Origin of the sequence: Acinetobacter sp. CIP 102529 (assembly GCF_000368325.1) — a bacterium.
Taxonomy (GTDB): domain Bacteria; phylum Pseudomonadota; class Gammaproteobacteria; order Pseudomonadales; family Moraxellaceae; genus Acinetobacter; species Acinetobacter parvus.
Genome location: NZ_KB849355.1, coordinates 814,840 through 837,238, shown reverse-complemented (window position 1 = coordinate 837,238; position 22,399 = coordinate 814,840). Strand labels below are relative to the sequence as shown.

Here is a 22,399-nt window from a genome sequence, read left to right as displayed (position 1 = left end):
CGGGCTTTAATTTTGCGTTCAGAAAAATCAAAAACTTAATTAAAAAATCACATGTTAAAAATTATTTTATTGGGCTGGATTGCTGGTATTGCAATCATGGGCAAAAGTCTGCCTTTTGTGGACCAGACATGGTGGATCTGGCTGCTTTTGGCAATCGCAATATTCAGTTTTGGCTTATATGCAAAACGATTCTATCTGAATCAGACTTTATATAAATTTCTTATCCTGATCAGTGCCAGTTGGGCACTCTTTTGCGGTGGATATCATTTTGCAGATACGGCTTTAGAACATCGGTTGCAACTCAGGGAGCTTGAACCACAGCCATTTGAGGCCATTGTTTATATTAAAAACCTAGATGAACTGACAGAAGATGGACACAAACAAATTGCGGAGGTGCTCAATCGGCATGCTCAACCCGTAAATTGGTTTCTGTATTTAAAGAAAAATAAAGATCAAACTGTTCAGTCTCAATCCTTACAGCTTGGTCATTATTACCGAGTCTACGGCAAGATTAAGCCAGCACATAGTTATGCAGTTGCAGGCGCATTTGATCAGGAAAAATGGTTTTTACAGCAAAATGTGATGTCTGCATTTTCCGTACAGCAGATTCAGCCTTTAAGCCCTGACGAGATTTATGCCTTGGGTTATCAGCAGCACTTAAAGCAGCAACAGGGCTTTCGGGCTAAGTTACTGTTAAATGTTGAAACAAAACGTTTGGCATTTCGGCAGATGCTAGAAAATTCAAACCTACAGCACAAAGGTCTGCTTTTGGCGTTGCTGACAGGTGATGAAAGTCTATTATCCAATACTTTAAAACAACAGTTTCAACTGATCGGCATCTCTCACTTATTGGCGATTTCAGGGCCTCATGTATTGATTTTTGCCTTAATGTTGACTTGGATTTTGCAAAGATTGGTGCAACGTTATTATCCGAAGTTGTATTTGTGGCAACCACGACAGATTTTAGTGCTACTGCCATTTGGGTTAAGTGTTCTGTTATATGTCGCTTTTGTCGGTTTTGAAATTCCAGCAATTAGAACTTTGTTAACTGTCATCGTTGCCAGCCTTTTTATTTTATTTCGGCAAGAGATTCAACCTTTTGCATTGCTGGTGTATAGCGCAAGTTTGTTATTAATTTATGATCCATTTAGCATTTTATCGGCAGCTTTTTGGTTGTCTTATGGCGCATGTTTTATTCTGCTCAGGGTTTATCAAACCATCAATAGCTTACCCAAAGATCAGGTGGCAACAAAAAAACAAAAAGCTATTTTTGCAATAAAAGTTTTGATCGAGTCTCAATGGAAAATATTCGTTGCCTTATTGCCTTTGGTCTTGATTTTCTTTCAGCAAGTTTCATGGATTGCACCACTCACTAATCTGATCGCCATTCCAGTCTTAAGTGGCTTGGTTGTGCCTTTGGATATTATTGCCGCTTGTGTCTGGCTGATCATTCCAGCATTGGGGCAATTATTTTTTCAGCTCAATGATATTTTATTATCTTTGTTAATATGGATTTTAAATGGATTACAGCAAATTTCTCCTGATATGTATGGTGTCAGTTGCACACCATTAATGATGGTCAGTTTGATTTTGGGTTTAATCATTTTATTTATGCCCAAAGGGACGCTGCCAAAAGCCTGGGCTTTGGTTTGCTTTTTACCTATTGTATGGGGGGTAAAATCACAACCCACGATTTTAAATATTCTGGACGTGGGGCAAGGACAATCGGTTCTTTTACAGCATCCTCAGCAGATATTAATGATTGATACAGGTGGGTCATATGATGAGAGCAAGTTTAGTTTAGGTGAACGGGTGGTGATTCCATTCTTACGCCAACAGGGTGTTCGACATCTGGATCATGTGATTCTATCGCATCTCGATCAAGACCATAGTGGCGCATTTCCTGCGATTCAAAATGCCTTTGCAATCACCCAGGTTCAGTCCAATGAACGCAGTGACAAAATGCCGTTTAAGGATAATTTTTCATTTTGTCAGCAGGGTCAAAACTGGTCATATGCAAATGTAAAAGTTGAAATTCTATTTCCACGCCCTGAAGAATTGGTTTATGCAAAAGATCAGCAAAATGAACAGTCTTGTGTGGTGTATCTACAGTTTTTAGATGCCCAGCCGTATCAAAACTTCCTCATTATGGGCGATGCAGGCTGGGAAACTGAATATAAATTGTTGCAACAATATCCTGATTTGAAAGTGGATGTCTTGCTACTTGGGCATCATGGCAGTAAACACAGTTCAGCCTATGATTTTCTGGCAACATTAAAACCGAAACTTGCGATTGCTTCGGCTGGTTTTAATAACCGTTATGGGCATCCGACTCAGGAACTACAAAACCGTTTGCAGGCGTTAAATATTCCTTTGCTTACGACAGTACAGGCAGGAACCATCAGTTTTGTATTTGAAAATGGCAAAATGGAGCTAAGACAACAACGTCAACAGGTGAAATGGCTGGAAAGAAAATAGCCTAAGCATTTTCCTGAGATAGGTTTTGTTGACGAACTTCTGCAACTTTAACCAAAGCTTCATTCTCGTCAATATCATAAATTTTCTTGAGGGCGGGGTTGGCACTAAAACGTTTATAACTCCAATGGTAATGCATAGGGTAACGTTGAATCAGTTGCTCCAGAGTCTGGTGAATGATCAGCGTGCCATCTTCAGCACTTCCCTCATAAATCTGCGGATTGATCGGTTCAATATGCATGTCAAAACCATCTTGCTTATTTCTCATGGTATAGAGTAGGAGCGCTTTGGCCTTGGTTTTTTGAATGAGTTTTGCACTCAGACTGCTTGAGGCGAGTGGAATACCAAAATAGTTGATCATTTCACCGCCATGATCAGGTGTGTGATCAGGCAAAATAATAGTTGTCCCACCTTGTTTCAAGGCCTTAAAAATCTGCCGAACACCGCTTTCATCAGTAGGGACAAGATGAGCCTGTTCACGACTGCGCGCGTCACGGACAAATTGGTCAGCATCAGGATTTTTGACAGGTTTATACAGGATGGTCATCTGTGTATATTTTGAGAGCCATGAATTCATCGCTTCCCAAGTTCCAAAGTGAGGAATAATCAAAACCAGACCTTTTTGTTCTGCCAATGCTGCATGGAAATAATGTTCACCATGAATCTTGTGAATTTGTTGAATATTCTTTTGACTGGAAGCTCCCCAAATACTGACAAACTCAAAATAAGAGGTCAATTCATTGCGAATTGCCTGTTTGGTCAGTTGTTCTCTCTCTGGTTCAGCCAAGTCAGGAAACACAATCTGGATGTTGAGTCGAATGATTTTTGAAAGTTTGGAAAGCTGAAATGTGGTAAGTAAGACTGCAACCAAACGTGCAAAAAAACGTCCTAACTGAATCGGCTGGCGACTAATGAGCTTGAGTAGGCGATAACTTGAATGGTTTGAATTTGGCTGAGTCATTTATTTATTGCAGATTGGAAAATTACAAGAGACCAGTATAATGCAAAAAATAATTATAATAGGACTTACGCATTGACGGATTCAAAAAAGTATTAAAATAGTTTATAAAGTATCTGTGATCAGACGAACTAAACATGCTTCTACAGCAACTTGTACATTACCCATTTATATGGGCTTTCTCATGACAGAACCGAACTCTATTAGCTGCACACAACTTGCCGAGACTTATAATATCTCGCATGATAGTGTAAATCGCTTTCTAGAGCGTGAAGACTACACACCTCACGACCTATATCAAGAAGCAATTCAACATATTGATAATAATAAACTTATAGTCAGTATTGATGATACTGTTTTAGATAAACCATATAGTCAACATATGGACTTAGTTAGCTATTTTTGGTCAGGCAAACACCACCGATCCGTCAAGGGGATTAATCTCATTACCTTGTATGCGACAGATCAGAATGGTCAAAATATTCCAATTAATTTCCGAATTTATGACAAATCTGAGGGTAAAACCAAGAATGATTACTTTATGGATATGTTAAGTGAAGTACTCAGTTGGGGTGCAAAGATTCAATTTATTACAGGTGATAGTTGGTATTCATCGACTGGAAATCTAAAAACCATAAGAAAACATGGTATTCGATTTATGTTTGGTATCGACTGTAACCGTAAGGTTTCCCCAGAGAAAGGACAATGGTTTCAACTGCGTTTATTGCCGAATTTCCATCAGGGTCAAGTGGTCTGGCTCAAAGATTTTGGCTTTGTACAATTATTTAAGACTCAGTTAAAAGAACAGCAGAGGTTTTATATTGTGTATCAAGATGAAGATGATTTATTGTCCTTTGAGGGTTTTCATGAATTACATTCAAGTCATTGGAAAATAGAACAATATCACCGAGTGATTAAACAGGTTTGTCATATTGAAAAGTTTCAAGTAAGACGGTCTAAACTGATTTTGAATCATATTTTTTCAGCCTTGATGGCCTACGTTGAGATACAAAAGAACCAGTTTGAGGGGATCTTTGAAAATGTATATCATTGGCAGAAGAAATTATTTAGACCAATGATCAAAAACTTCATTGATGACTTTATTCTCGATAAAAATCATCTGCTACCACAGAGAGTCTATAAATAACAGTGCGTAAGTCCTATATAAGTTCAAACAAGTTATTAAACAGTTTTGTGCCCATCAGCGTATATAATAAGGCCACTTTTAAAATACATTGGATTGGAATCTTATGTCCGATTGGCCACCAAAACCACAAAATGAATCCACAAATTTAAATAATGTGACAGGCAAAGAATGGCAGATTTTAGAAAAAGCTGTCTTGGCTTCTGTCGAAGAACAACGCCGTAGCCGCCGTTGGAGTATCTTTTTTAAATGTTTGGGTTTTGCTTATTTACTGATTGTGCTGATTGCAATGAGTAAGGGATGTTCGACCAGCACAGAAAAATCAACCAGCAGCATTGGCAGCAGTCATTTGGCAATTGTTGATATTGTTGGCACCATTGATTCCTCTGCGGGTCAGTCTACAGTGAACAGTGAAGATACCAACAAGGCTTTAAAACGGGCATTTGAAGCAAGTGGCAGCAAGGCAATTGTCCTCAATATCAACTCACCTGGTGGATCACCTGTGCAGTCGGATGAAATCTGGCAAGAAATTCGTTATCAGAAAAAACAGCATCCGAATAAAAAGGTCTATGCTGTCATTGGCGATATGGGGGCTTCTGGTGCCTACTATATTGCCTCGGCTGCGGATGAAATCATTGTAAATCCATCAAGCTTGGTCGGGTCAATTGGTGTGATCATGCCGAACTATGGTTTAAGTGGTTTAGCACAGAAATTGGGTGTAGAAGACCGTACCTTAACATCGGGCAACAACAAAGATATCCTGAGTATGACCAAACCGATTAATCCTGAACAGCGTGCGCACGTTCAGGCGTTGCTGGATAATGTTCATGGTCACTTTATCAATGCGGTTAAAGAGGGACGTGGCAAACGTTTAAAATCGAATGATCCAGCGGTTTTCTCTGGTTTATTCTGGACGGGTGAACAGGCAATTGCACTTGGTGTTGCAGATCGTAGTGGTAGCATTACCACCCTGATGCGTGAGTTAAAGGTTGATCAAAAAGTGGATTATACCGTTCAACGTAATCCTTTAGAGTCTGTTTTGGGGCGTATGGGTGCAAAGATTGGCGAGGGGATTAGTAGCTCTCTTGCAGCACAACTGGAAACTCAGCAAAACGCGAAAATACAATAACATATCTGATGCATCGCTTCGATAAAAGCGCTGTGTTGATCTTAATCAGGCTGTGTATATCACAGCCTTTTTATTGTAAAAATAACTGTACAGTTCTCCCTTTTATTTGCAATACATGTGTAGAACGAGATAATTGACCAATCAGTGAAAATAAAAGACAAGCTTATGAAACCTTTGATTCATTTTGCCCATGCTAATGGTGTTCCATCAAAAGTCTATCAAAAACTGTTTGATCAGCTCAAAGATCAATATGACATTATTTATGTGGCAGAAATTGGAACAGATAAGCGTTATCCAATTACACATGGCTGGGCATATTTGGTTGACCAGATCATTGATAGCATTGTGAGGCAGGCCCAGGGACGAAAAGTCATTGGTCTGGGACATTCCCTGGGGTCGGTATTGACGCTGATGGCAGCGTATCGCCGACCTGAACTTTTTTCACAAGTGATTATGCTGGATCCACCCCTGATTATTGGCAAGGCCTCGTTATTTTTTCATCTTGCAAAAATCTTCAAACCGAAGCTGGTCGATAAAATTACGCCAGCAGGGTTGTCGGTACGCCGACGCGATCACTGGGAATCCCGTGAGCAAGCGGCTGAGCTACTAGGTTCGAGAGGGTTTTATCAACATTTTGATGCAGACTGTTTTCAAGCCTACATTGATCATGCGTTGACCAATGATCCACAGCGTGGTGGTGTGACTTTAACCATTCCAAAAGATGATGAAGTGGCGATGTTTAGAACCACACCGTCAATGTGGTGGTTACCAATGCCAAAACCGCCTGTTCCTGTACATCTGGTGGTTGGAAGCGACAGTGTGTTTTTAAAGGGAAAATTTCCGCAAGTGGCAAAAAGAAAACTAGGCATTCCATTTTCAATTGAGCAGGGGGGGCATATGTTTCCTCTTGAGCATCCTGTGGAAACTGCCGAAAAAATTAAAAATCTGGTTATTTAACGCAAATAAAAAACGCATCCGAAGATGCGTTTTATTTTTAAAACTGGGCAAACTGAATTGGTTTTTCTAATAGTTTCTGGTTGAAATAAGCCTGACCATTTTCCCAGGTGAGCTGACCATTACATAACCATTGTGCTACTTGAGGATAAATAAAATGCTCAAGCTGATGTACACGTTGTGCCAAACTTTCTGCTGTATCCTGTAAACTCACCTGAATCACAGACTGGGCAATACTTTGTCCCGCATCCAGTTCGGCTGTTACAAAATGAACCGTACAACCATGCAATCGATCTCCTGTATTTAACACACGTTGATGTGTATTCATCCCTTTATAAAAAGGAAGCAGGGATGGATGGATATTTAACATCTTGCCTTGCCATTTACTGACAAATTCTGGTGTTAAAATCCGCATAAAACCCGCAAGAATCACAAGATCAACTTGCCATGCCAACAGTTGCTGATGCATGGCTACATCAAAACTTTCCCGATTGGGAAAGTTTTGATGGGAAATCACAGCGGTGGCAATATTGGCGTCCTCGGCACGTCGTAATGCATAGGCATCAGCTTTGTTGGAGAGAACACCAACGATTTGCCCTGACAACTGTTTACCAAGTTGGGCATTTATCAGGGCTTGTAAGTTGCTACCATTACCAGAAACAAGTACCGCAATTCTCATTATGCAAAGATCACACGAATTTTTTCGTCTGCACCCTCAACTGATTCAGCATTTTCCTGAATGTGACCAATTTTCCAGGCTTTTTCGCCTTGAGCTGTTAATACTTCAATGGTTTTATCCGCTTCGCTTGCATCAACAGCAATCACCATACCAACGCCACAGTTAAAGGTACGATACATTTCAAAGCGTTCTACATTACCTTCACGTTGTAACAACTGGAATAACTCTGACCATTCCCAGCTAGATTCATTGATAACTGCTTGAGCGCCATTCGGAAGTACACGCGGTAAATTGCCAGGTAAACCACCACCCGTGATATGAGCCATAGCATGAACATCGACTTGTTTGCAAAGCTCTAACACTGGTTTTACATAAATACGGGTTGGTTCCATTGCAACATCTACAAGTGGACGACCATCAACAATTTGAGTTAAGTCTACATTCTTAACATCTAAAATTTTGCGTAGCAATGAGTAACCATTTGAATGGGCACCACTTGAAGCAACGCCAATCAACACGTCACCAGATCTTACTTTGGAACCATCAATAATTTTGCTCTGTTCAACCACACCCACTGCAAAACCAGCGAGATCGTAATCTTCGCCCTCATACATGCCTGGCATTTCGGCAGTTTCACCACCGACCAATGCACAGCCAGCAAGCTCACAACCTTTACCAATACCTGTCACTACATTTGTAGCCACATCAACATTCAAATGACCCGTTGCATAATAGTCCAGGAAGAACAATGGTTCAGCACCACACACCAGCAGGTCATTGACACACATTGCCACCAAATCTTGACCAATGGTATCGTGACGATTGAGATTCAGTGCCAAACGTAATTTAGTCCCTACGCCATCTGTTCCTGAAACCAATACAGGTTCTTCATAGCCTTTTGGAATTTTGCATAGGGCACCAAAGCCACCTAAACCGCCCATGACTTCAGGACGAGTAGTACGCTTAGCGACAGATTTGATACGATCGACCAGTGCGTCGCCCGCTTCAATGTCGACCCCCGCATCTTTATAGCTTAAACCAGTATTTGGGGTAGAAGTTGAGTTGCTCATAGTGAAGTCTCCGCATTGGCGGCAGATTATAACCCGAATATACGAAACTCTTCTGTTATTTATGCCCGAAAATGCTATCTTTATTAAAAATTTTTTCTATTTATAACGATTACACCAAGAAAGGCTAGATTTTATGCAAGATCAGGTATTGCGTCGTATCTTTATTCTCGCGGGACTCGCATTACTACTCTGGGTATTATATCTGTTGAAGCCAGTGGTATTGCCATTTGTAGGGGCATTCTTTATTGCCTACCTGTTTAGTCCGCTTGTCGATACCCTTGTAAAGTTTAGGCTGCCACGCTGGCTGGCCATTAGTATTGTATTTGTTGGGATTGGTACCACTTTAACTGTGGTGTTATGGTTTCTTGTGCCTTTGGTCTGGAAACAGCTCATGTATGCGCGAGACAGTATTCCAGCAGGGATTCATTGGATTAACTCAACCTTTCTGCCTTGGGTATCCAAAACCTTTAATGTTATTCCAATGGAACTGGATACCGAACAAATTTCCAAAACGATCATGGAATATGTCCAGACCAATTATAGTGCGGATAGTATTCAAACCATGTTGCTACGTCTAGCTCAATCAGGTCTGAATTTTATTCAACTGGGCGGGGTGGTGATTTTAATTCCAATAATTTCATTCTATTTCCTTCTTGATTGGGAAAGAATGTTGCAAAGCTTTAGACGCTTGATTCCTCGGCCTTACGAAGCATCGACCTTGAGAATTGTGGGTGAATGTCACAGTGTATTGGGTGCATTTGTGAAAGGGCAGTTTCTGGTGATGTTATTACTGGGAATTGTATATGCTGTTGGATTGCAGTTGATTGGGCTGGAGGTTGGCCTGATTATTGGGATGATCGCTGGTTTGGCGAGTATCATTCCTTATCTAGGTTTTGCGGTTGGTATTATTGCAGCGGTTGTTGCCACCTTGTTCCAATTTGGATTGGACTGGACACAGCTTCTCTTGGTGGGTGTTGTGTTCATGATTGGACAAATGGTTGAAGGATATATTCTGCAACCTTTCTTGTTGGGCGATAAAATTGGTTTATCTCCAGTTGCGGTGGTGTTTGCAGTATTAGCTGGCGCACAACTGGGTGGTTTCCTTGGGATGTTGATTGCATTGCCTGTCGCAGCAGTGATTGTGGTGTTGTTAAAGCATGCGCGTGATAATTACGAAAAAAGCCGTTTTTATGGGTTACCGATTGAGATGAGTATTTCCCAGGGTGGAATTCAGCACATCAATGTTGATGCGGGTGATGTAGAAATTGATATTGAAATTAAAAACTCTCAAGATACAGGCACTTCAAATTCAAATGACTTTAAGTAATTGGGGAACACATTAACGATATGCGTCAACTGCAACTGGATATAGAACCACAACTGGATGCCCGAATCAGCGATTTTTCAGGTCCAGGCTGGGGAAATGTGGTTGATGCGGTCCGACAGTTACATGCAGGCTTGGTCAGCCGATTTTATGTCTATGGCGGAGCTGGAACAGGCAAGAGCCATTTGCTGTCTGCAATTTGTGATTCATATCTGGAATTAGGCCGCCGAGCAATAAAAGTATCTTTGCTGGAACTATTGGATGCGCCTATAGAGGCCATTACCTCTTTAGAGTTTTACGAATTGGTTGCTTTAGATGATATTGATGCAATCAGTGGGGTCCCTCATTGGCAGAAAGCAGTTTTCCATTTAATCAATAATCATGAAGGGCAACTGGTATTTTCTTCCCGTGTGGCACCTATTGAATTAAAACTTGAACTACCTGATTTGCAGTCCAGACTAACGCAGGCGGTAAGCGTAAAAGTTCCAAATGGAAGTTCATATGCAGACCGACAAGCCTTACTTCAGTCTGTTATGATAAGACGGGGTATTCATTTTGATCAGCAAATCGTTGACTATTTATTGAATAATGGCCCGCATCAAGCGTCAGTATTGTTACAAACGCTGGCCCAACTTGAAAAAATGCTAAAAGGCGAAAAAACCAGGCTTTCCAATATGACACTCAAGCAAATCTATGCATTGATTGATGAATATCGTCAATAATTTGACATCCTCCCCGACCTAAAGGAGGGGGATTCCTACTGCTAGATGGCAATGTCCTGCCACGAAACAGATACTATAGTTCTCTGCTTCTTATTCCAATGTAGTCCTACCTTTCGGATTGCAAAGAGCGCACGGATTACAATGGGGAAAACTGTTTTTTTCGTGTTGTATCAGTCTGCTGACTAAAAATATACAACATAATTATCATAGCACATGGATTACTAGATCCAAATGTTTTTAGCAATCCTAGCTAATCCCCACAAGGGGGACTAGCGGATTGCAGCCTTATATCCTCGGGCTAAACCCCGAGGTTTTACGGCTATTCGGATAAAATTTCTTGAGAAATTGTGAGAGCTATGACAAAGTACGCACAAAGGATGTGGTTGCAAATTTAAATTTTGCAATACCAAGAAAAATGAAAAATAGAAGGAGATCGGTATGCTCAAACGGACGCTTGCCTGCGCTTTATTTGCGGTTACTGGGCATGTTTATTCTGCGGATATTCAAGTCACAACGTTGGTTGATGAAGACAAGGATGATACCGTTTGTTCATTACGAGAAGCCGTAGAATTTTTAAATAAACGTAGCCAGACAGCTTTTGAGAATGGTTACCATGGTTGTGGTAACAAGGAAGCTTCCTCTACTATTTTATTGGGGCGTGATAAAGAATATATATTAAATAAGGCTCTACAAATTAAAACATCTATGACCATTAGTACTGCTGCCAGTGGGGATTTTAATAATGATAAGAAAGGATTAAATAATGCAACTATTAAAATGGTTGGTACAGAACGCTTATTTACGGTTGATGATGAAAGTGTCGAAAATAGTTTGCTAGCGGTTAGTCTTATTGAGTTAAATTTACAAGGTTCATCCACCAAAGTAAATAATAGACCTCTTGCGAAAGTAAAAACTGCCTCAATATAGATTCCATGAAATATCAGAAATTAAACCGTTTTTCAGATTCTGAATTCAAGCGCTTGGTTGGCGTACCTCGACCAGTTTTTAGTGAAATGGTCGAAGTTTTAAAAGAAGCAGAATCACTTAAAAAGAAATCTGGGCGTCCTCATACTTTAGCTATAGAGGATCAATTATTATTAACACTCAATTACTTACGGAATTACAGCACTCAATTGGAATTGGCTGCAAATTACCATATCGCTGAAAGTAATGTGAATCGAACCATTAAAAAGGTTGAAGATGCATTAATGAAATCAAGGCGTTTTACCCTGCCAAAACGAAGCATTACAACAGCAGACGAACAATTTAACTGGGTCATTATTGATGCTACAGAATGTTCAATAGAACGTCCCAAAAAAAATCAGAGTAAGTTCTACAGTGGTAAAAAGAAGAAACATACGCTAAAAGCCCAAGTGATCTATCATCCGAAGAGCAAACAAATCATAGGAGTAGATATATCTTCTGGCAGTCAGCATGATATTAAATTGGCAAGAAAAACAGTTAAGAAATTCAAAAATTGTGAATATGTTATGACCGATTTAGGGTATTACGGATTAGAGCAAGATGGCTTTAAATTGTTGATGCCAATCAAAAAAAAGAAAAAATTTCCATTATTTAAAGTTGAGAAAAAGTACAATAAAATGATTGAAAAAATACGAGTTGTGATCGAACACATTAATAGTCAATTGAAAAGATTTAGAATACTCAGTGAACGCTATCGAAATAGACGGAAAAGATTCGGTTTGCGCATTAACTTAATTGCCGCACTGGTAAACCGGATGAACTTGCAATAACGACTTTCGCAAGAGGTCTAATGGTGGTTTAATTCTAAATCGTGAAGCATTAACAATTCAATATTCTCGTCTGACTGGCGGTAATGCTAATAATGGTGGTGCAATTTATAATGCAGGTGTTTTATCTGATACACAGAAAACTGTAGGAACCGTAGCAATTAGTAATAGTATTCTTCAGAATAATAAGGCTGATCAAGGTGCTGCACTTTATACAGATATGCCATATTACCGTATCACTCAATCTGTAATTAGAGATAATACCATTACGACAAAAAATGGTTCATTGTTGTATACAAATATAGGTTTTAAAGATCCAACCATTGGAGTAAATATTTTATACAATGGCGCTTCTGGTTTGCGTAATTCAACTATATTTAATAATACAGGTGGATATGTTGCCAATATTCGTGAGGGGATGGTTTTAAATAATGTGACCATGATCAGAAACGATGCTGGTCTATATCTGCAAGCACCTAAATGGATCGTTAAAACCACAACAACAGATGAAAATGATGAGAAAAAAGAAACAAATACTGATTTAGTGAGTGCTTCTATTTCAAATAGCATTATTGTTGGAAATGGTGAGAACACATGTGGTTTGAAAACAGATCCAGAAGACTCAACAATTGTACAGAGTAATTTAATAGACTCAACTTGCGATTTTAGCAAATTTGATAAGTTACTTGATCGTAGAAACTTTAGTGTGGGAGACAATAAACTGATTGCAGGGAATAATATTGTAGATCAGAAATGTGACGCCCCACCTGCAAGTGGTCTGTTATGTCCGTATTATACACCTAAAGATCAAATGCTTGGATTCTTTAAACCACGTTTATTAATGGCTTATAATCAATTGTCAGACTCTTTAATTGTTAATAAAGGCCGAATTTATAGTGATGGTGGTGCTGTTGGTTTAGCAAGTTGCGAAGGAAGTGATCAGCGTGGAAAGAATCGTAGTGGTTATGATGAATTATGCGATTTAGGGGCAATTGAATTGGTCATTAACCGAGGGGATATCCCAATTGTTGGTCAAGATATTCTGTACGGTGAGATTGCGAAGTTTAGTATTGCAGACAGTTTATTGGATGGTGAATTATTAGATCCAGCTTCCTGTGAACAAGTCTTGGGTAAACGTTCTGATGGGCAAGCATGGCAGTGGGGATGTTTAGAAATAAAACAAACTGCCACTCCATCTAAAGGTAAACTGACTTTGGATCAAGATGGCAACATTACTTATGTGCCAGACAGTAATTGGCATGGGGCGGATAAGTTTAATTTACGTGTAATGACTACAACAACACGTTTAAATGATGTTTCTAATTATTATATTGAAATCCCAACAACGATTGTACAAGATCCACCAAATAACTTTAAAAGTAAAACCGTGAATGTTTCTGGGGGAAGTATGGGTTTTGGTGCAATATTTATGTTGTTAGGTTTAGTTGGAATACGCCGTTTTAAATCATAATCAAGGATGATGAGATGAAAAATTATAAAAAAGCTCTATTAGCAACTATGGTAATTGCTGCTATGCCCCTTTTGGCTGCAACAAGTAATACCCCAATTAATGTTACAACTTTCGATGATGAGGATGGTGATAACCTAAATGCTTGTTCTTTAAGGGAAGCATTGAAAACTGCAGAAACACGTAAGTCGTTTGGTGGATGTGAAGTTACTGATATACTTTCAACTACTCAGAAAGTGATTCAGCTTAAGGCTGGAACATATGTGTTAAATACAGAGCTGACTCCAAAAGCTGATGTGTCAATATGGGGGGAAAGTCCTGTAGATTGGCAGAAAAAGAGTGTTCTTACTAATGATTATCCAGCTCAAACTGACCTAAAAACTACGATTGAAGTCAAAAATAATAGTCGTATTTTCAATACGACTTTAGCTAATAAAGCTTTAGCCTTAAGCAATATTATCTTAAGAAATGGTAAAACTCCAGATCGGGGAGGGGCAATCTATGCAGGCGCCAATGTTACATTGCAAAATACTAAAATCTTAAATTCACAGGCTGGTCTGGGCGGAGGAGCCATATTTTTGGCGGGACCTACAGCCTCACTTTCTATAACAAATAGCTTAATTCAGGATAACCAGTCACCAATTGGTAGTGTACTGGCTATGAGTTGCTTTAATGATAATGTTTATTCAAAGCGTGATATTAGTATTACTGGAAGTAGTTTAATTAGTAATGGTTCTAATAGTTCAAAGAGCGTGTTGGATTTCTGTGGGGAGCCCAAAGTTACTTTATCAACCAATACAATTGCTAAAAATATTGCAGATATAGCAATCGGTAATTTAATTCAATTTTCAGGAAATACCAAAGCAAGTGATACGCCAAATAATAACTCTAGTGTATTAAGTAATAGCAGTAGTTTGGAATTATTGAATAATACGATTGTCGAGAATACGGTAAATACAGCATTATTATATGATAAGTTGGGAACAAAACTACTTGGCTTTAATGTGCTGGCCTATAATAATGGAAGTTATGCTTGTCGTTATTTATTGGGTGATGCAGCTAAAGAAGAAAAAGTTGGTTTTAACATAGTTTATAATATCTTGTCTCTTAAAGGTGATAATAAGTGCGATGTTCCAGATCAATCCTTAAGTGATAATAAAACGAATATTGATATTAGTAATACAAATGATATCCGAACATTACTCAGTCCTCTACAGAATGCTTCTGAATATACGGCATTCCTACCTTTATATTATCCTAAAAACAATAATACTCAGACAGATATGATTAATACGGGGGCAATAGGCTGTAGTTCTACAGATCAACGTGGTATTGCACGTATTACGGATGGGACTTTATATTATGATCCAGATGCACGAAATAGTTGTGATATTGGTTCAATTGAGTTAATGGAGCTTACTGCTGGAGATCTAGCGGATTTATCTAATGGTTCATTATTAAGCCTTATTGCTGGTTATCAACAAGAATATGACTTTTTCGAAAATTTAGTTGAAAAGCCTAATAACCCTGATTTTTTAACTTATTATAAAATTCGTTTGCAAGAATACAAAGATTTATTAGAAAAAACTAAGGGAAATTTAAAATATCGTGGAATTTATATAGATTTAAAGAAATATAAGCTTCCATTGCCACAAGAAGTTGAATTAACGGATGGTAATCATCAATTAAATTTCTTTAGTCCAGAAAATTACAAAGTAACTGTTGAAGCATTGGGGATTGGACAAATCAATGATACTGGTGAAACAGTAAAACCTGATCCAAAACTACATTGTGAATGGAATGAGGACCTAGAGCAAATTCTTGTTTATAGAACTGATGGGCTTTGTTGCATAAATATGTAAGCATCTGATTTAAATAAATTTAATTTTAGATCAAAAAATAATCAAAACTTTTAAAATCATATAGTTATGAAATCTTTGTGCAACAAAGCCGAACTGATGATGCAATTACTCAAGCTGGTGATAAAGCTTTTTGTAAATATACGATTCAATCTAAAAATGACGAAAGCGTAAAGTCTTCTGGTTTGATTCAAGCTGCATTTGTTAATATGGCTCCTTTGGCTAAAGATACATCAGTAACTTTAAAGTACAGACAGCATGAAAAAGCGACTTTAAATTTATTAAGTTTTGCCAATGATGACGGTGATACAGGTGAGGGGGGCAAAGGACCTGACAGCAATCCAAATAAACCTGCTTTCTGGAAAAATGCAGATGGAGTTGAGTTACCAATTCGTTTAACTAATATACCAAACAGAGATTTGACCATAACAGCAGATCGTAAAGGGGCTTGTCCTGAACCAGATGATAAAGAAATCTGTTATGGCGGTAATATTTATGTTCAGGAAGTAAATACACTTAACCCATTTAATTTCTCATTCAATTATCAAGTGTATGACGCAGATGGTACTGCTTCAAATACTGCAACAGTGAGTGTCATTAGTACAGCCACAACAACTGATGATACTCGTCCTGCGGGTAGCGGTGGTGGCAGTATGGGTATTTTCTCAATATTTGGGTTATTAAGTTTACTGGCTTATCGCCGATTCAGAAAGTAGAAACAATGAATCAAAAAATAGCGCTAAAGTAGCGCTATTTTTTATATTCTGAGTAATCCTCTAGGGATAAGCTTAAGTTTAAATTATAGTCAGTGCTCAGAATATTTACTTAGATATTCATCTCTAATTGTTACACGTTCTTCCAAACTTGCATTTTGCATGCGTTTACGTAAGTTATTTCGCTCCTGAGTGCTCATTTTCTGCCAGATGTCACGCATTTTTTGTTTTTCATCATCTGGTAATTGCGTAAACCATTCCATTCTTTGCTGGAGTTGTGAACCTTGGTCTGTTGGAATTTCTTTCAATGTTTGGTAGCGTTTAATTAAGATACGCTGTTCTTCAGGGGATAAATCATCCCATGCTTCTTCAGTTGTCGGTTTGCTGAGTTTAGAGAAAACCCAAAACCGTTCTGAACCAGCAAAACTGGTTTGTAATAAACCCAATGTACACACAACAAGTGCTAACTTTCTAGCTGCCATGTGGAACTTTACCCTCACCCAAGACCATTAACATTTCCATATCTTCAACCATTTGTGGCGAAAGCTTTGGATTTACGATGACCTGATTTTGTGGTTTATCTGTAAGTTGCAAAGAACTTGGAAGAACCACAATACCCATAATTGCAGCGGCAAATGCAAAACCAGTCATTTTCCAGATACTGTAAAAAGACGTATGTTTCTTTTGAACAGAATCGAGAACATGATTCATCACCAACATTTTATTGTGATGTTGTTCTCTTGCGAGTTGATCAAGCTTGGAAGTCACTTGTTTGGTGAATTCATCTTTTTTCATTTGATGATCCTCCCGTATGTGGGTTTAAATGCTCTAAAGCGATTCTGAGTCCCTGAATTGCACGGTGATAATGTGTTTTCACACTGCCTTCACTGCAATCCATGATTTGAGCTGTGGTCATGGTATCAAAACCCTCCCACGCTCTTAGCATAAATGCCTGTTGTTGACGTACTGGTAATTGATTGATTGCAGCCTGAATTTCTTCCATTGTGACTTCCTGATCTAGAAAATCGAATGGATTAGGGGTGGATTCATCTACAACATCAATAATTTCTTCGTCATCATCCAAATTAATTTTTTTAAATAATGAAAATGGGTTTGCACGGCGTGCTTCTTTGCGCCGCCAGTCCTGAAGTTTGTTATTTAAAATGGTATAGAATAGCGGATACCATTCTTCGGTACTTTTATCTGAATATGATTTATGCAATGAGATAAAGGCTTCCTGAACCAGATCCATTGCAATGCCTTGTTGTCCCTGGGTTGCACTTTCCATCATCACAAGCGCACGACCTGTCACGTCTTGCATAAAAAAACGCAGACGTTGTTCAACAGTACTGCGGTCAGTACCATTATCGGTTCGGGCCTGTTTCGGTGCTAAATCCATAGAGATGGAAAATCCTGTCATGGATACCCACCATTATTTCAATTCATTAATTCTATAACGTTGAAAAGGGTGGATGCGTTGACAACTCAAGCAATTATTTTTAGTAGTGTAATGGATTTTCTCAGCAGAGAAAGTGTATTTAAAATAATTTAACCTTTTACTGACGTTGGCGAACCATCTCAAACAGACAGATTGATCCCGCAATTGCAACGTTCAAGGACTCCTGACCACCAGGTTGGGGAATGGTGACAGCCTGGGCATGTTCAAGGGCATAGTCACTTGCACCTTGGCCTTCGTTACCTAGAATCCAGACACAGGGCTGGGTTAAATCCTTACCATATAAACTGGTGGAACGGTGGGAGCTGGTGACAAACACGGGAATATTAAATTTTGGTAAAATATCTGTAAGTTGATAATTCTCAAAACAATTTAAACTAAAATGTGCGCCCATGCCTGCACGTAGCACCCGAGGAGACCAAAGTAATGCTGAACCCTGGGTACAAATGACCTGTTTAACATTGGCTGCTGCTGCTGAGCGTAATAATGTACCCACATTACCTGGATCCTGAACATTTTCAAGAATTAGGGTGTCTTTGCTAAAATCAATAGTTTGAATATTTGAGGGTAAGTCAATAATGGCCAAACAGGGTAGAGTTGTACCCAGTGTACTAAGGTCTTTATATAAAACCTCACTGATCACAAAGATATGCCCCTTGTGCAATTCAATTATCTTTTGCAAATCTGGATGGGCTAAGGCCTGTTCAGTGGTAAATAAGGAAAAGATTTTCTTTTGTTGTTGTAACCATGTTAGGCACAAATGTGTTCCTTCGAGTACCGTTTGTTGATGTTTTTTTCGGGCACTGTTGAGTTCGATGAGTCCACGCAAATGTTTGATTTTTGCATTGTCTTTTGATTCTAAAAAAATAACCGCCATAGGGTAAATATCCAAAAGGGCATTACAATTTATAATGCCCTGATTATTAAAAATAATTAATGATAACTTGTTACGCGTTCCACTTCATTTTTAGAACCGATAATTACAGGCACACGTTGGTGTAACTCAGTTGGCTGGATGTCCATAATGCGAACACGGCCTGTTGTACATGCACCACCAGCCTGTTCAATCAGCATGCTCATCGGGTTTGCTTCATACATCAGACGTAAACGTCCAGCTTTTTTCGGATCTTTTAAATCGTAAGGGTAAAGGAAGATACCACCACGGCACAGGATACGATGAATATCACCCACCATACAGGCTACCCAACGCATATTGAAATCTTTTTCACGGACTGAGGTTTTTCCAGCAAGTAGTTCATCAATATAACGTTTTACAGGATTTTCCCAGTGGCGTTGATTTGATGAGTTGATAGCGAATTCCTGAGTATCTACTGAAACCTGAACTTGTTCAGTCGTAAGCAGGAAAGTTTGTGTCGTTGGATCAAATGTGAAGAAAGTAACACCTGCACCTACAGTAAGAACCAGCATGGTGGATGGCCCATACAGTACATAACCCGCAGCGACCTGTGCTGTGCCTGCCTGCATAAAGTCAGTAGATTGGGTTACGGCATTTTTAGCAGGTAAAATTGAGAAAATCGTACCCACACACATATTGATGTCAATATTGCTCGAACCATCAAGTGGGTCAAACAAAACCAGATATTTACCATTTTCCTGTGCAGGCGTAAAGTCATCCAGCTCTTCAGAAGCCAAGCCACCCACCTGTGGATGAACTTTGAGGGCATCAATCAGGTAATCATTTGAAATGACATCCAGTTTCTTTTGTGTTTCGCCCTGAATATTTTCATTACCCGCACTGCCTAAAATACCTGCCAAAGCACCTTTTTGCAGAGCCTGATCAATGGTCTTGCATGTGTCTGCAATTGTTTCAATGACCTGAGCCAACTCTGGTGTCAAATTCCCATTTTGTTGTTGTAAATATTGGGACAAAGTAAGGTTTGACGACATATTGAATAGCTCCGATTTTGCTGCATCAAAATTGATAAAAGAATGCCGCTATTCTAGATGAGAATGCCAAAAAATAAAAATTATCTTACTTTATTTATGTTGCTTTTATGATTACAAGTCTTCATTTACATGCTATGTTGGATGCATATTAGACAGGATGTTTGGAGAATAAAATGTCAATCAAGAATTTTGAAGCAACCCCAACCCCAAGTGAACCAATTAGTTTGGATGAAATTTCCAAGGAAAATGTGAAAGATGCCTGGAAAGATTATGAAGCCAAGCCTGAGTATAAGAATTTTAATAAGCACGATATGATTGAGTCGATGCAGTCATCTAAACAGGATGATAATATCCAACAACAGCTATAAAAAATGCTCACATCATGTGAGCATTTTTTCTTAAAGTATTATCTTAATAATGGCGGAACGGCTTCATAGTTGATTTCCACACGGCGGTTTTCTTTCCATGCAGCTTCATTATGGCCCTGATTGACAGGAGCCTCCTTACCATAGCTTACAGCTTCAAGCTGCTGTGGGTTTACACCATTGGTGATTAAAAAGCTTTCTACCGCTTTAGCACGGCGTTCGCCAAGTGCCATATTATATTCACGTGTACCGCGTTCATCGGTATGGCCTGTTAAAGCAACTTTTGAATTGGCATTTGCAACAAGAAATTGAGCATGTGCCTGTAATGTTAGATAATCTTCTTGGGATAAGTCGCTGCTGTCATAGTCAAAATGTACAACACGTTTTGCTAAAAATGCTTTATTCGCTGCGGTTACGCCTTTTGAGGACGCACCTGCCAAGTTTTGTGCATTTAATGCAGCATCTTCACTGAGACCATCGGTACTTACCGTTGTTGCACTGTTTGGTGTATTGCCTGCGGTAATTTCAGCAGCAGGTTTACGGCTGGCACAGCCTGTAAAAACCAAGGTCGCTGCGAGTAGGGGGAGTGTCAGATATTTAATATTCATATGTTTCTCCAATCAATCAAATTTATTTGGGTGCCCAAGCTGGTTCGCGAACTTCACCTTGCTCACTTGGTAAGTTCATACGGAAACGACCATCTGTTGACATGATAGAGAGTAAGCCGCGCTCTCCCTCACGTGTCGCATAAACCACCATTTGCCCATTGGGTGAGAAGCTCGGTGATTCGTCCAGACTGGTTGGTGTCAGGATATTGGTAATGCCTGTATTAATATCCTGAATGGCAACTTTATAATTGCTTCCACTTGGACGATGAACTAATGCAATTTTTTTACCATCCGCACTTAAGGTGCCACGGGCATTGAACGCACCCTTGAATGTTAGGCGTTTAACCGAGCCATCATCAAAACGATAGCTATAAATTTGTGGAGAACCACCACGGTCAGAAGTGAAGATAAATGACTTGCCATCTGGTGCATAACGTGCTTCGGTATCAATCGCTGAATCGTTGGTCATCCGCTTGACTTGGCGGCTAGCTAAGTCCATTTGATAGATTTCAGGGTTACCATGCATTGAAGCGGTAAAGAGCATGGACTTGCCATCTGGTGAAAAGCTTGGTGCGCCATTCAAGCCCCTGAAGCTTGCTAAAACTTCACGCTGTCCTGAAGCCAAGTCCTGAAGATAGATTGCAGGACGTTTGGTTTCAAAAGAAACGTAAGCGATTTTCTTTGCGTCTGGGGTCCAGGCAGGAGAAAGGATTGGATCACGTGACGAAAGGACGGTTTTAGGTTGTTCGCCATCGGTATCAGCAACCTGTAGGGTATAACGTTGAGCTGGGGTTGCCTGATTTCGCAGTACATAGGCAATACGCCCACTAAAGTCACCTGCAATACCTGTCAGTGCCTGATAAATCGCATCACTGATCATATGTCCCGCCTGACGGATGCGTGAACTTGGTACAGTCAGGACCTCATTGAGTAGGTATTGCTGTTTTTGTACATCATACAACTGGTATTGAATTTCAAATGTATTGGCATCAACAGCTTTCATTTGTCCGACAACGACATAGGGAACGCCAGCATTTTGCCAGTCGCCAGCCTGAATCTGATCAATACTTGCAGTGGCAGGTAAATTTTGTGATGCACTGGTAAAACGACCTGAACGGTTTAAATCGCTTTCAACAATTGGATAAATCGCCTTGTCATTGGTAAATGGCACAATCGCAATTTTAGGAGCCTGTTCAGGGGCTTTGGCAATTTCAAGATGGAGTTGTGCAAAAGTTGTTGCTGGAACAACGGTGCTAATGGCAGTAAAAACTGCTAAGGAGATGAGATGTTTACGAGTCTTGTCCATAATTACAATAATTTGCATAGTATTGTTGTGGCTGTTGATTATTTAACATAGTTACATGCTTTGTGCTATGACAGGCATGTAACTATTCACGATAAATTACTATTGTGCAATAAATGTGATGGAAATTCGGCGAAGTTGACTCACAATATCAGGGTCATCAGGCATTGGTAAAGGTGACGCTCGTTTAACAGCATCCTCTACGCTTGCTTTCAAATCAGAATCACTACTATTGGCAACCACAGATTTTACGTTCCCATTAGCATCAAGTGTAATATTAACATTAATAGATTTTCCTCGAGAGGCTAAAGGGACTTCCCAAGCTCTGGTAATCTTATTTTTAAAAGCTGCTTTAGTTGAATCAGCGATTTTTTTACTTTCCGCTTTTTTCTGAGCAGCTTCTTGTTCAGCTTTTTTAGCGGCAGCAGCTTTGGCTTCTTCTGCATCCGCTTTTGCTTTAGCGTCGGCATCGGCTTTACGTTTTGCGTCTGCCTCTGCTTTTGCCTTAGCATC

At 39.4% G+C, this 22,399-nt stretch carries 19 protein-coding genes and 3 pseudogenes; 11 read left to right on the top strand and 11 right to left on the bottom strand.

Features of this window, described 5'->3' with window-relative positions:
- Positions 1–51: 51 nt before the first annotated feature.
- Positions 52–2,478: a DNA internalization-related competence protein ComEC/Rec2 gene (locus F972_RS09270; protein WP_004757638.1), complete on the top strand. Its 2,427-nt coding sequence runs from the start codon at positions 52–54 to the stop codon at positions 2,476–2,478.
- 1 nt (position 2,479) lies between these two features.
- Here the strand turns inward: F972_RS09270 and F972_RS09265 are convergent, their stop codons facing one another.
- Entirely contained in the window at positions 2,480–3,436 is a 957-nt protein-coding gene (locus F972_RS09265) for a lysophospholipid acyltransferase family protein (protein ID WP_004757640.1), read from the bottom strand.
- Between the two features lie 115 nt (positions 3,437–3,551).
- On the opposite strand from F972_RS09265, the gene F972_RS09260 reads away from it, so the two are divergent.
- From F972_RS09260 to F972_RS09250, 3 genes are all read left to right on the top strand, one after another.
- Positions 3,552–4,580 (top strand): IS701 family transposase, encoded by a 1,029-nt coding sequence (locus tag F972_RS09260; protein WP_081399031.1) that lies wholly within the window; start codon positions 3,552–3,554, stop codon positions 4,578–4,580.
- Between the two features lie 103 nt (positions 4,581–4,683).
- Positions 4,684–5,706: a signal peptide peptidase SppA gene (gene sppA / locus F972_RS09255; protein WP_004757642.1), complete on the top strand. Its 1,023-nt coding sequence runs from the start codon at positions 4,684–4,686 to the stop codon at positions 5,704–5,706.
- Between the two features lie 165 nt (positions 5,707–5,871).
- A complete protein-coding gene (locus F972_RS09250) occupies positions 5,872–6,663 on the top strand; it encodes an alpha/beta fold hydrolase (RefSeq protein ID WP_004757643.1) in 792 nt (263 codons plus the stop codon).
- Between the two features lie 37 nt (positions 6,664–6,700).
- Here F972_RS09250 and purN read toward each other — a convergent pair whose 3' ends face one another.
- Entirely contained in the window at positions 6,701–7,342 is a 642-nt protein-coding gene (gene purN, locus F972_RS09245; protein ID WP_171062534.1) for a phosphoribosylglycinamide formyltransferase, read from the bottom strand.
- Entirely contained in the window at positions 7,339–8,409 is a 1,071-nt protein-coding gene (gene purM, locus F972_RS09240) for a phosphoribosylformylglycinamidine cyclo-ligase (protein WP_004757646.1), read from the bottom strand. The genes purN and purM overlap by 4 nt, the downstream gene beginning before the upstream one ends.
- Positions 8,410–8,542: 133 nt before the next feature.
- On the opposite strand from purM, the gene cxpE reads away from it, so the two are divergent.
- From cxpE to F972_RS09210, 6 genes and pseudogenes are all read left to right on the top strand, one after another.
- A complete protein-coding gene (gene cxpE, locus F972_RS09235) occupies positions 8,543–9,736 on the top strand; it encodes a chloramphenicol efflux transporter CxpE (RefSeq protein WP_004757648.1) in 1,194 nt (397 codons plus the stop codon).
- Between the two features lie 20 nt (positions 9,737–9,756).
- The gene (gene hda, locus F972_RS09230; RefSeq protein WP_004676821.1) at positions 9,757–10,455 is read left to right on the top strand and encodes a DnaA regulatory inactivator Hda; all 699 of its coding nucleotides are present in this window, start codon (positions 9,757–9,759) and stop codon (positions 10,453–10,455) included.
- A gap of 438 nt (positions 10,456–10,893) precedes the next feature.
- A pseudogene (locus F972_RS09225) lies at positions 10,894–11,346 on the top strand (CSLREA domain-containing protein); the annotation flags it as partial.
- Positions 11,347–11,387: 41 nt separating this feature from the next.
- On the top strand, positions 11,388–12,209 hold the full coding sequence (locus F972_RS09220; protein ID WP_004757650.1) for an IS5 family transposase: 822 nt from the start codon (positions 11,388–11,390) through the stop codon (positions 12,207–12,209).
- Between the two features lie 10 nt (positions 12,210–12,219).
- Positions 12,220–13,677: pseudogene (gene rbtA, locus F972_RS09215) on the top strand (rhombotarget A); the annotation flags it as partial.
- A 14-nt stretch (positions 13,678–13,691) separates the two neighbouring features.
- Positions 13,692–16,249: pseudogene (locus F972_RS09210) on the top strand (CSLREA domain-containing protein).
- 89 nt (positions 16,250–16,338) lie between these two features.
- Here the strand turns inward: F972_RS09210 and F972_RS09200 are convergent.
- The 5 genes from F972_RS09200 to F972_RS09180 all read right to left on the bottom strand — a co-directional run bounded on the left by F972_RS09200 (position 16,339) and on the right by F972_RS09180 (position 19,610).
- Complete coding sequence (locus F972_RS09200; protein WP_004682687.1) at positions 16,339–16,728, bottom strand: DUF3106 domain-containing protein; 390 nt, start codon at positions 16,726–16,728, stop codon at positions 16,339–16,341.
- The gene (locus F972_RS09195; protein WP_004682686.1) at positions 16,718–17,041 is read right to left on the bottom strand and encodes a hypothetical protein; all 324 of its coding nucleotides are present in this window, start codon (positions 17,039–17,041) and stop codon (positions 16,718–16,720) included. Before F972_RS09195 ends, F972_RS09200 begins: the two co-directional genes overlap by 11 nt.
- Positions 17,028–17,645 carry an RNA polymerase sigma factor gene (locus F972_RS09190; RefSeq protein ID WP_004676830.1) on the bottom strand — a complete coding sequence of 206 codons (618 nt, stop codon included), beginning with the start codon at positions 17,643–17,645 and terminating at the stop codon, positions 17,028–17,030. The genes F972_RS09195 and F972_RS09190 overlap by 14 nt, the downstream gene beginning before the upstream one ends.
- 157 nt (positions 17,646–17,802) lie before the next feature.
- Entirely contained in the window at positions 17,803–18,579 is a 777-nt protein-coding gene (locus F972_RS09185) for a TrmH family RNA methyltransferase (RefSeq protein ID WP_004757656.1), read from the bottom strand.
- Positions 18,580–18,635: 56 nt separating this feature from the next.
- Positions 18,636–19,610: a class 1 fructose-bisphosphatase gene (locus F972_RS09180; protein WP_004682684.1), complete on the bottom strand. Its 975-nt coding sequence runs from the start codon at positions 19,608–19,610 to the stop codon at positions 18,636–18,638.
- A 173-nt stretch (positions 19,611–19,783) separates the two neighbouring features.
- On the opposite strand from F972_RS09180, the gene F972_RS09175 reads away from it, so the two are divergent.
- Entirely contained in the window at positions 19,784–19,978 is a 195-nt protein-coding gene (locus F972_RS09175) for an NF038105 family protein (RefSeq protein WP_004682682.1), read from the top strand.
- A gap of 38 nt (positions 19,979–20,016) precedes the next feature.
- Here the strand turns inward: F972_RS09175 and pal are convergent, their stop codons facing one another.
- The 3 genes from pal to tolA all read right to left on the bottom strand — a co-directional run.
- Positions 20,017–20,583 carry a peptidoglycan-associated lipoprotein Pal gene (pal, locus tag F972_RS09170; RefSeq protein ID WP_004676838.1) on the bottom strand — a complete coding sequence of 189 codons (567 nt, stop codon included), beginning with the start codon at positions 20,581–20,583 and terminating at the stop codon, positions 20,017–20,019.
- A gap of 22 nt (positions 20,584–20,605) precedes the next feature.
- Positions 20,606–21,889, bottom strand: a complete 1,284-nt coding sequence (gene tolB, locus F972_RS09165; RefSeq protein WP_010589505.1) for a Tol-Pal system beta propeller repeat protein TolB — start codon at positions 21,887–21,889, stop codon at positions 20,606–20,608.
- A 99-nt stretch (positions 21,890–21,988) separates the two neighbouring features.
- Positions 21,989–22,399 (bottom strand): cell envelope integrity protein TolA (gene tolA, locus F972_RS16295; protein ID WP_004682680.1); only part of this gene is annotated, 411 nt, incomplete at its 5' end.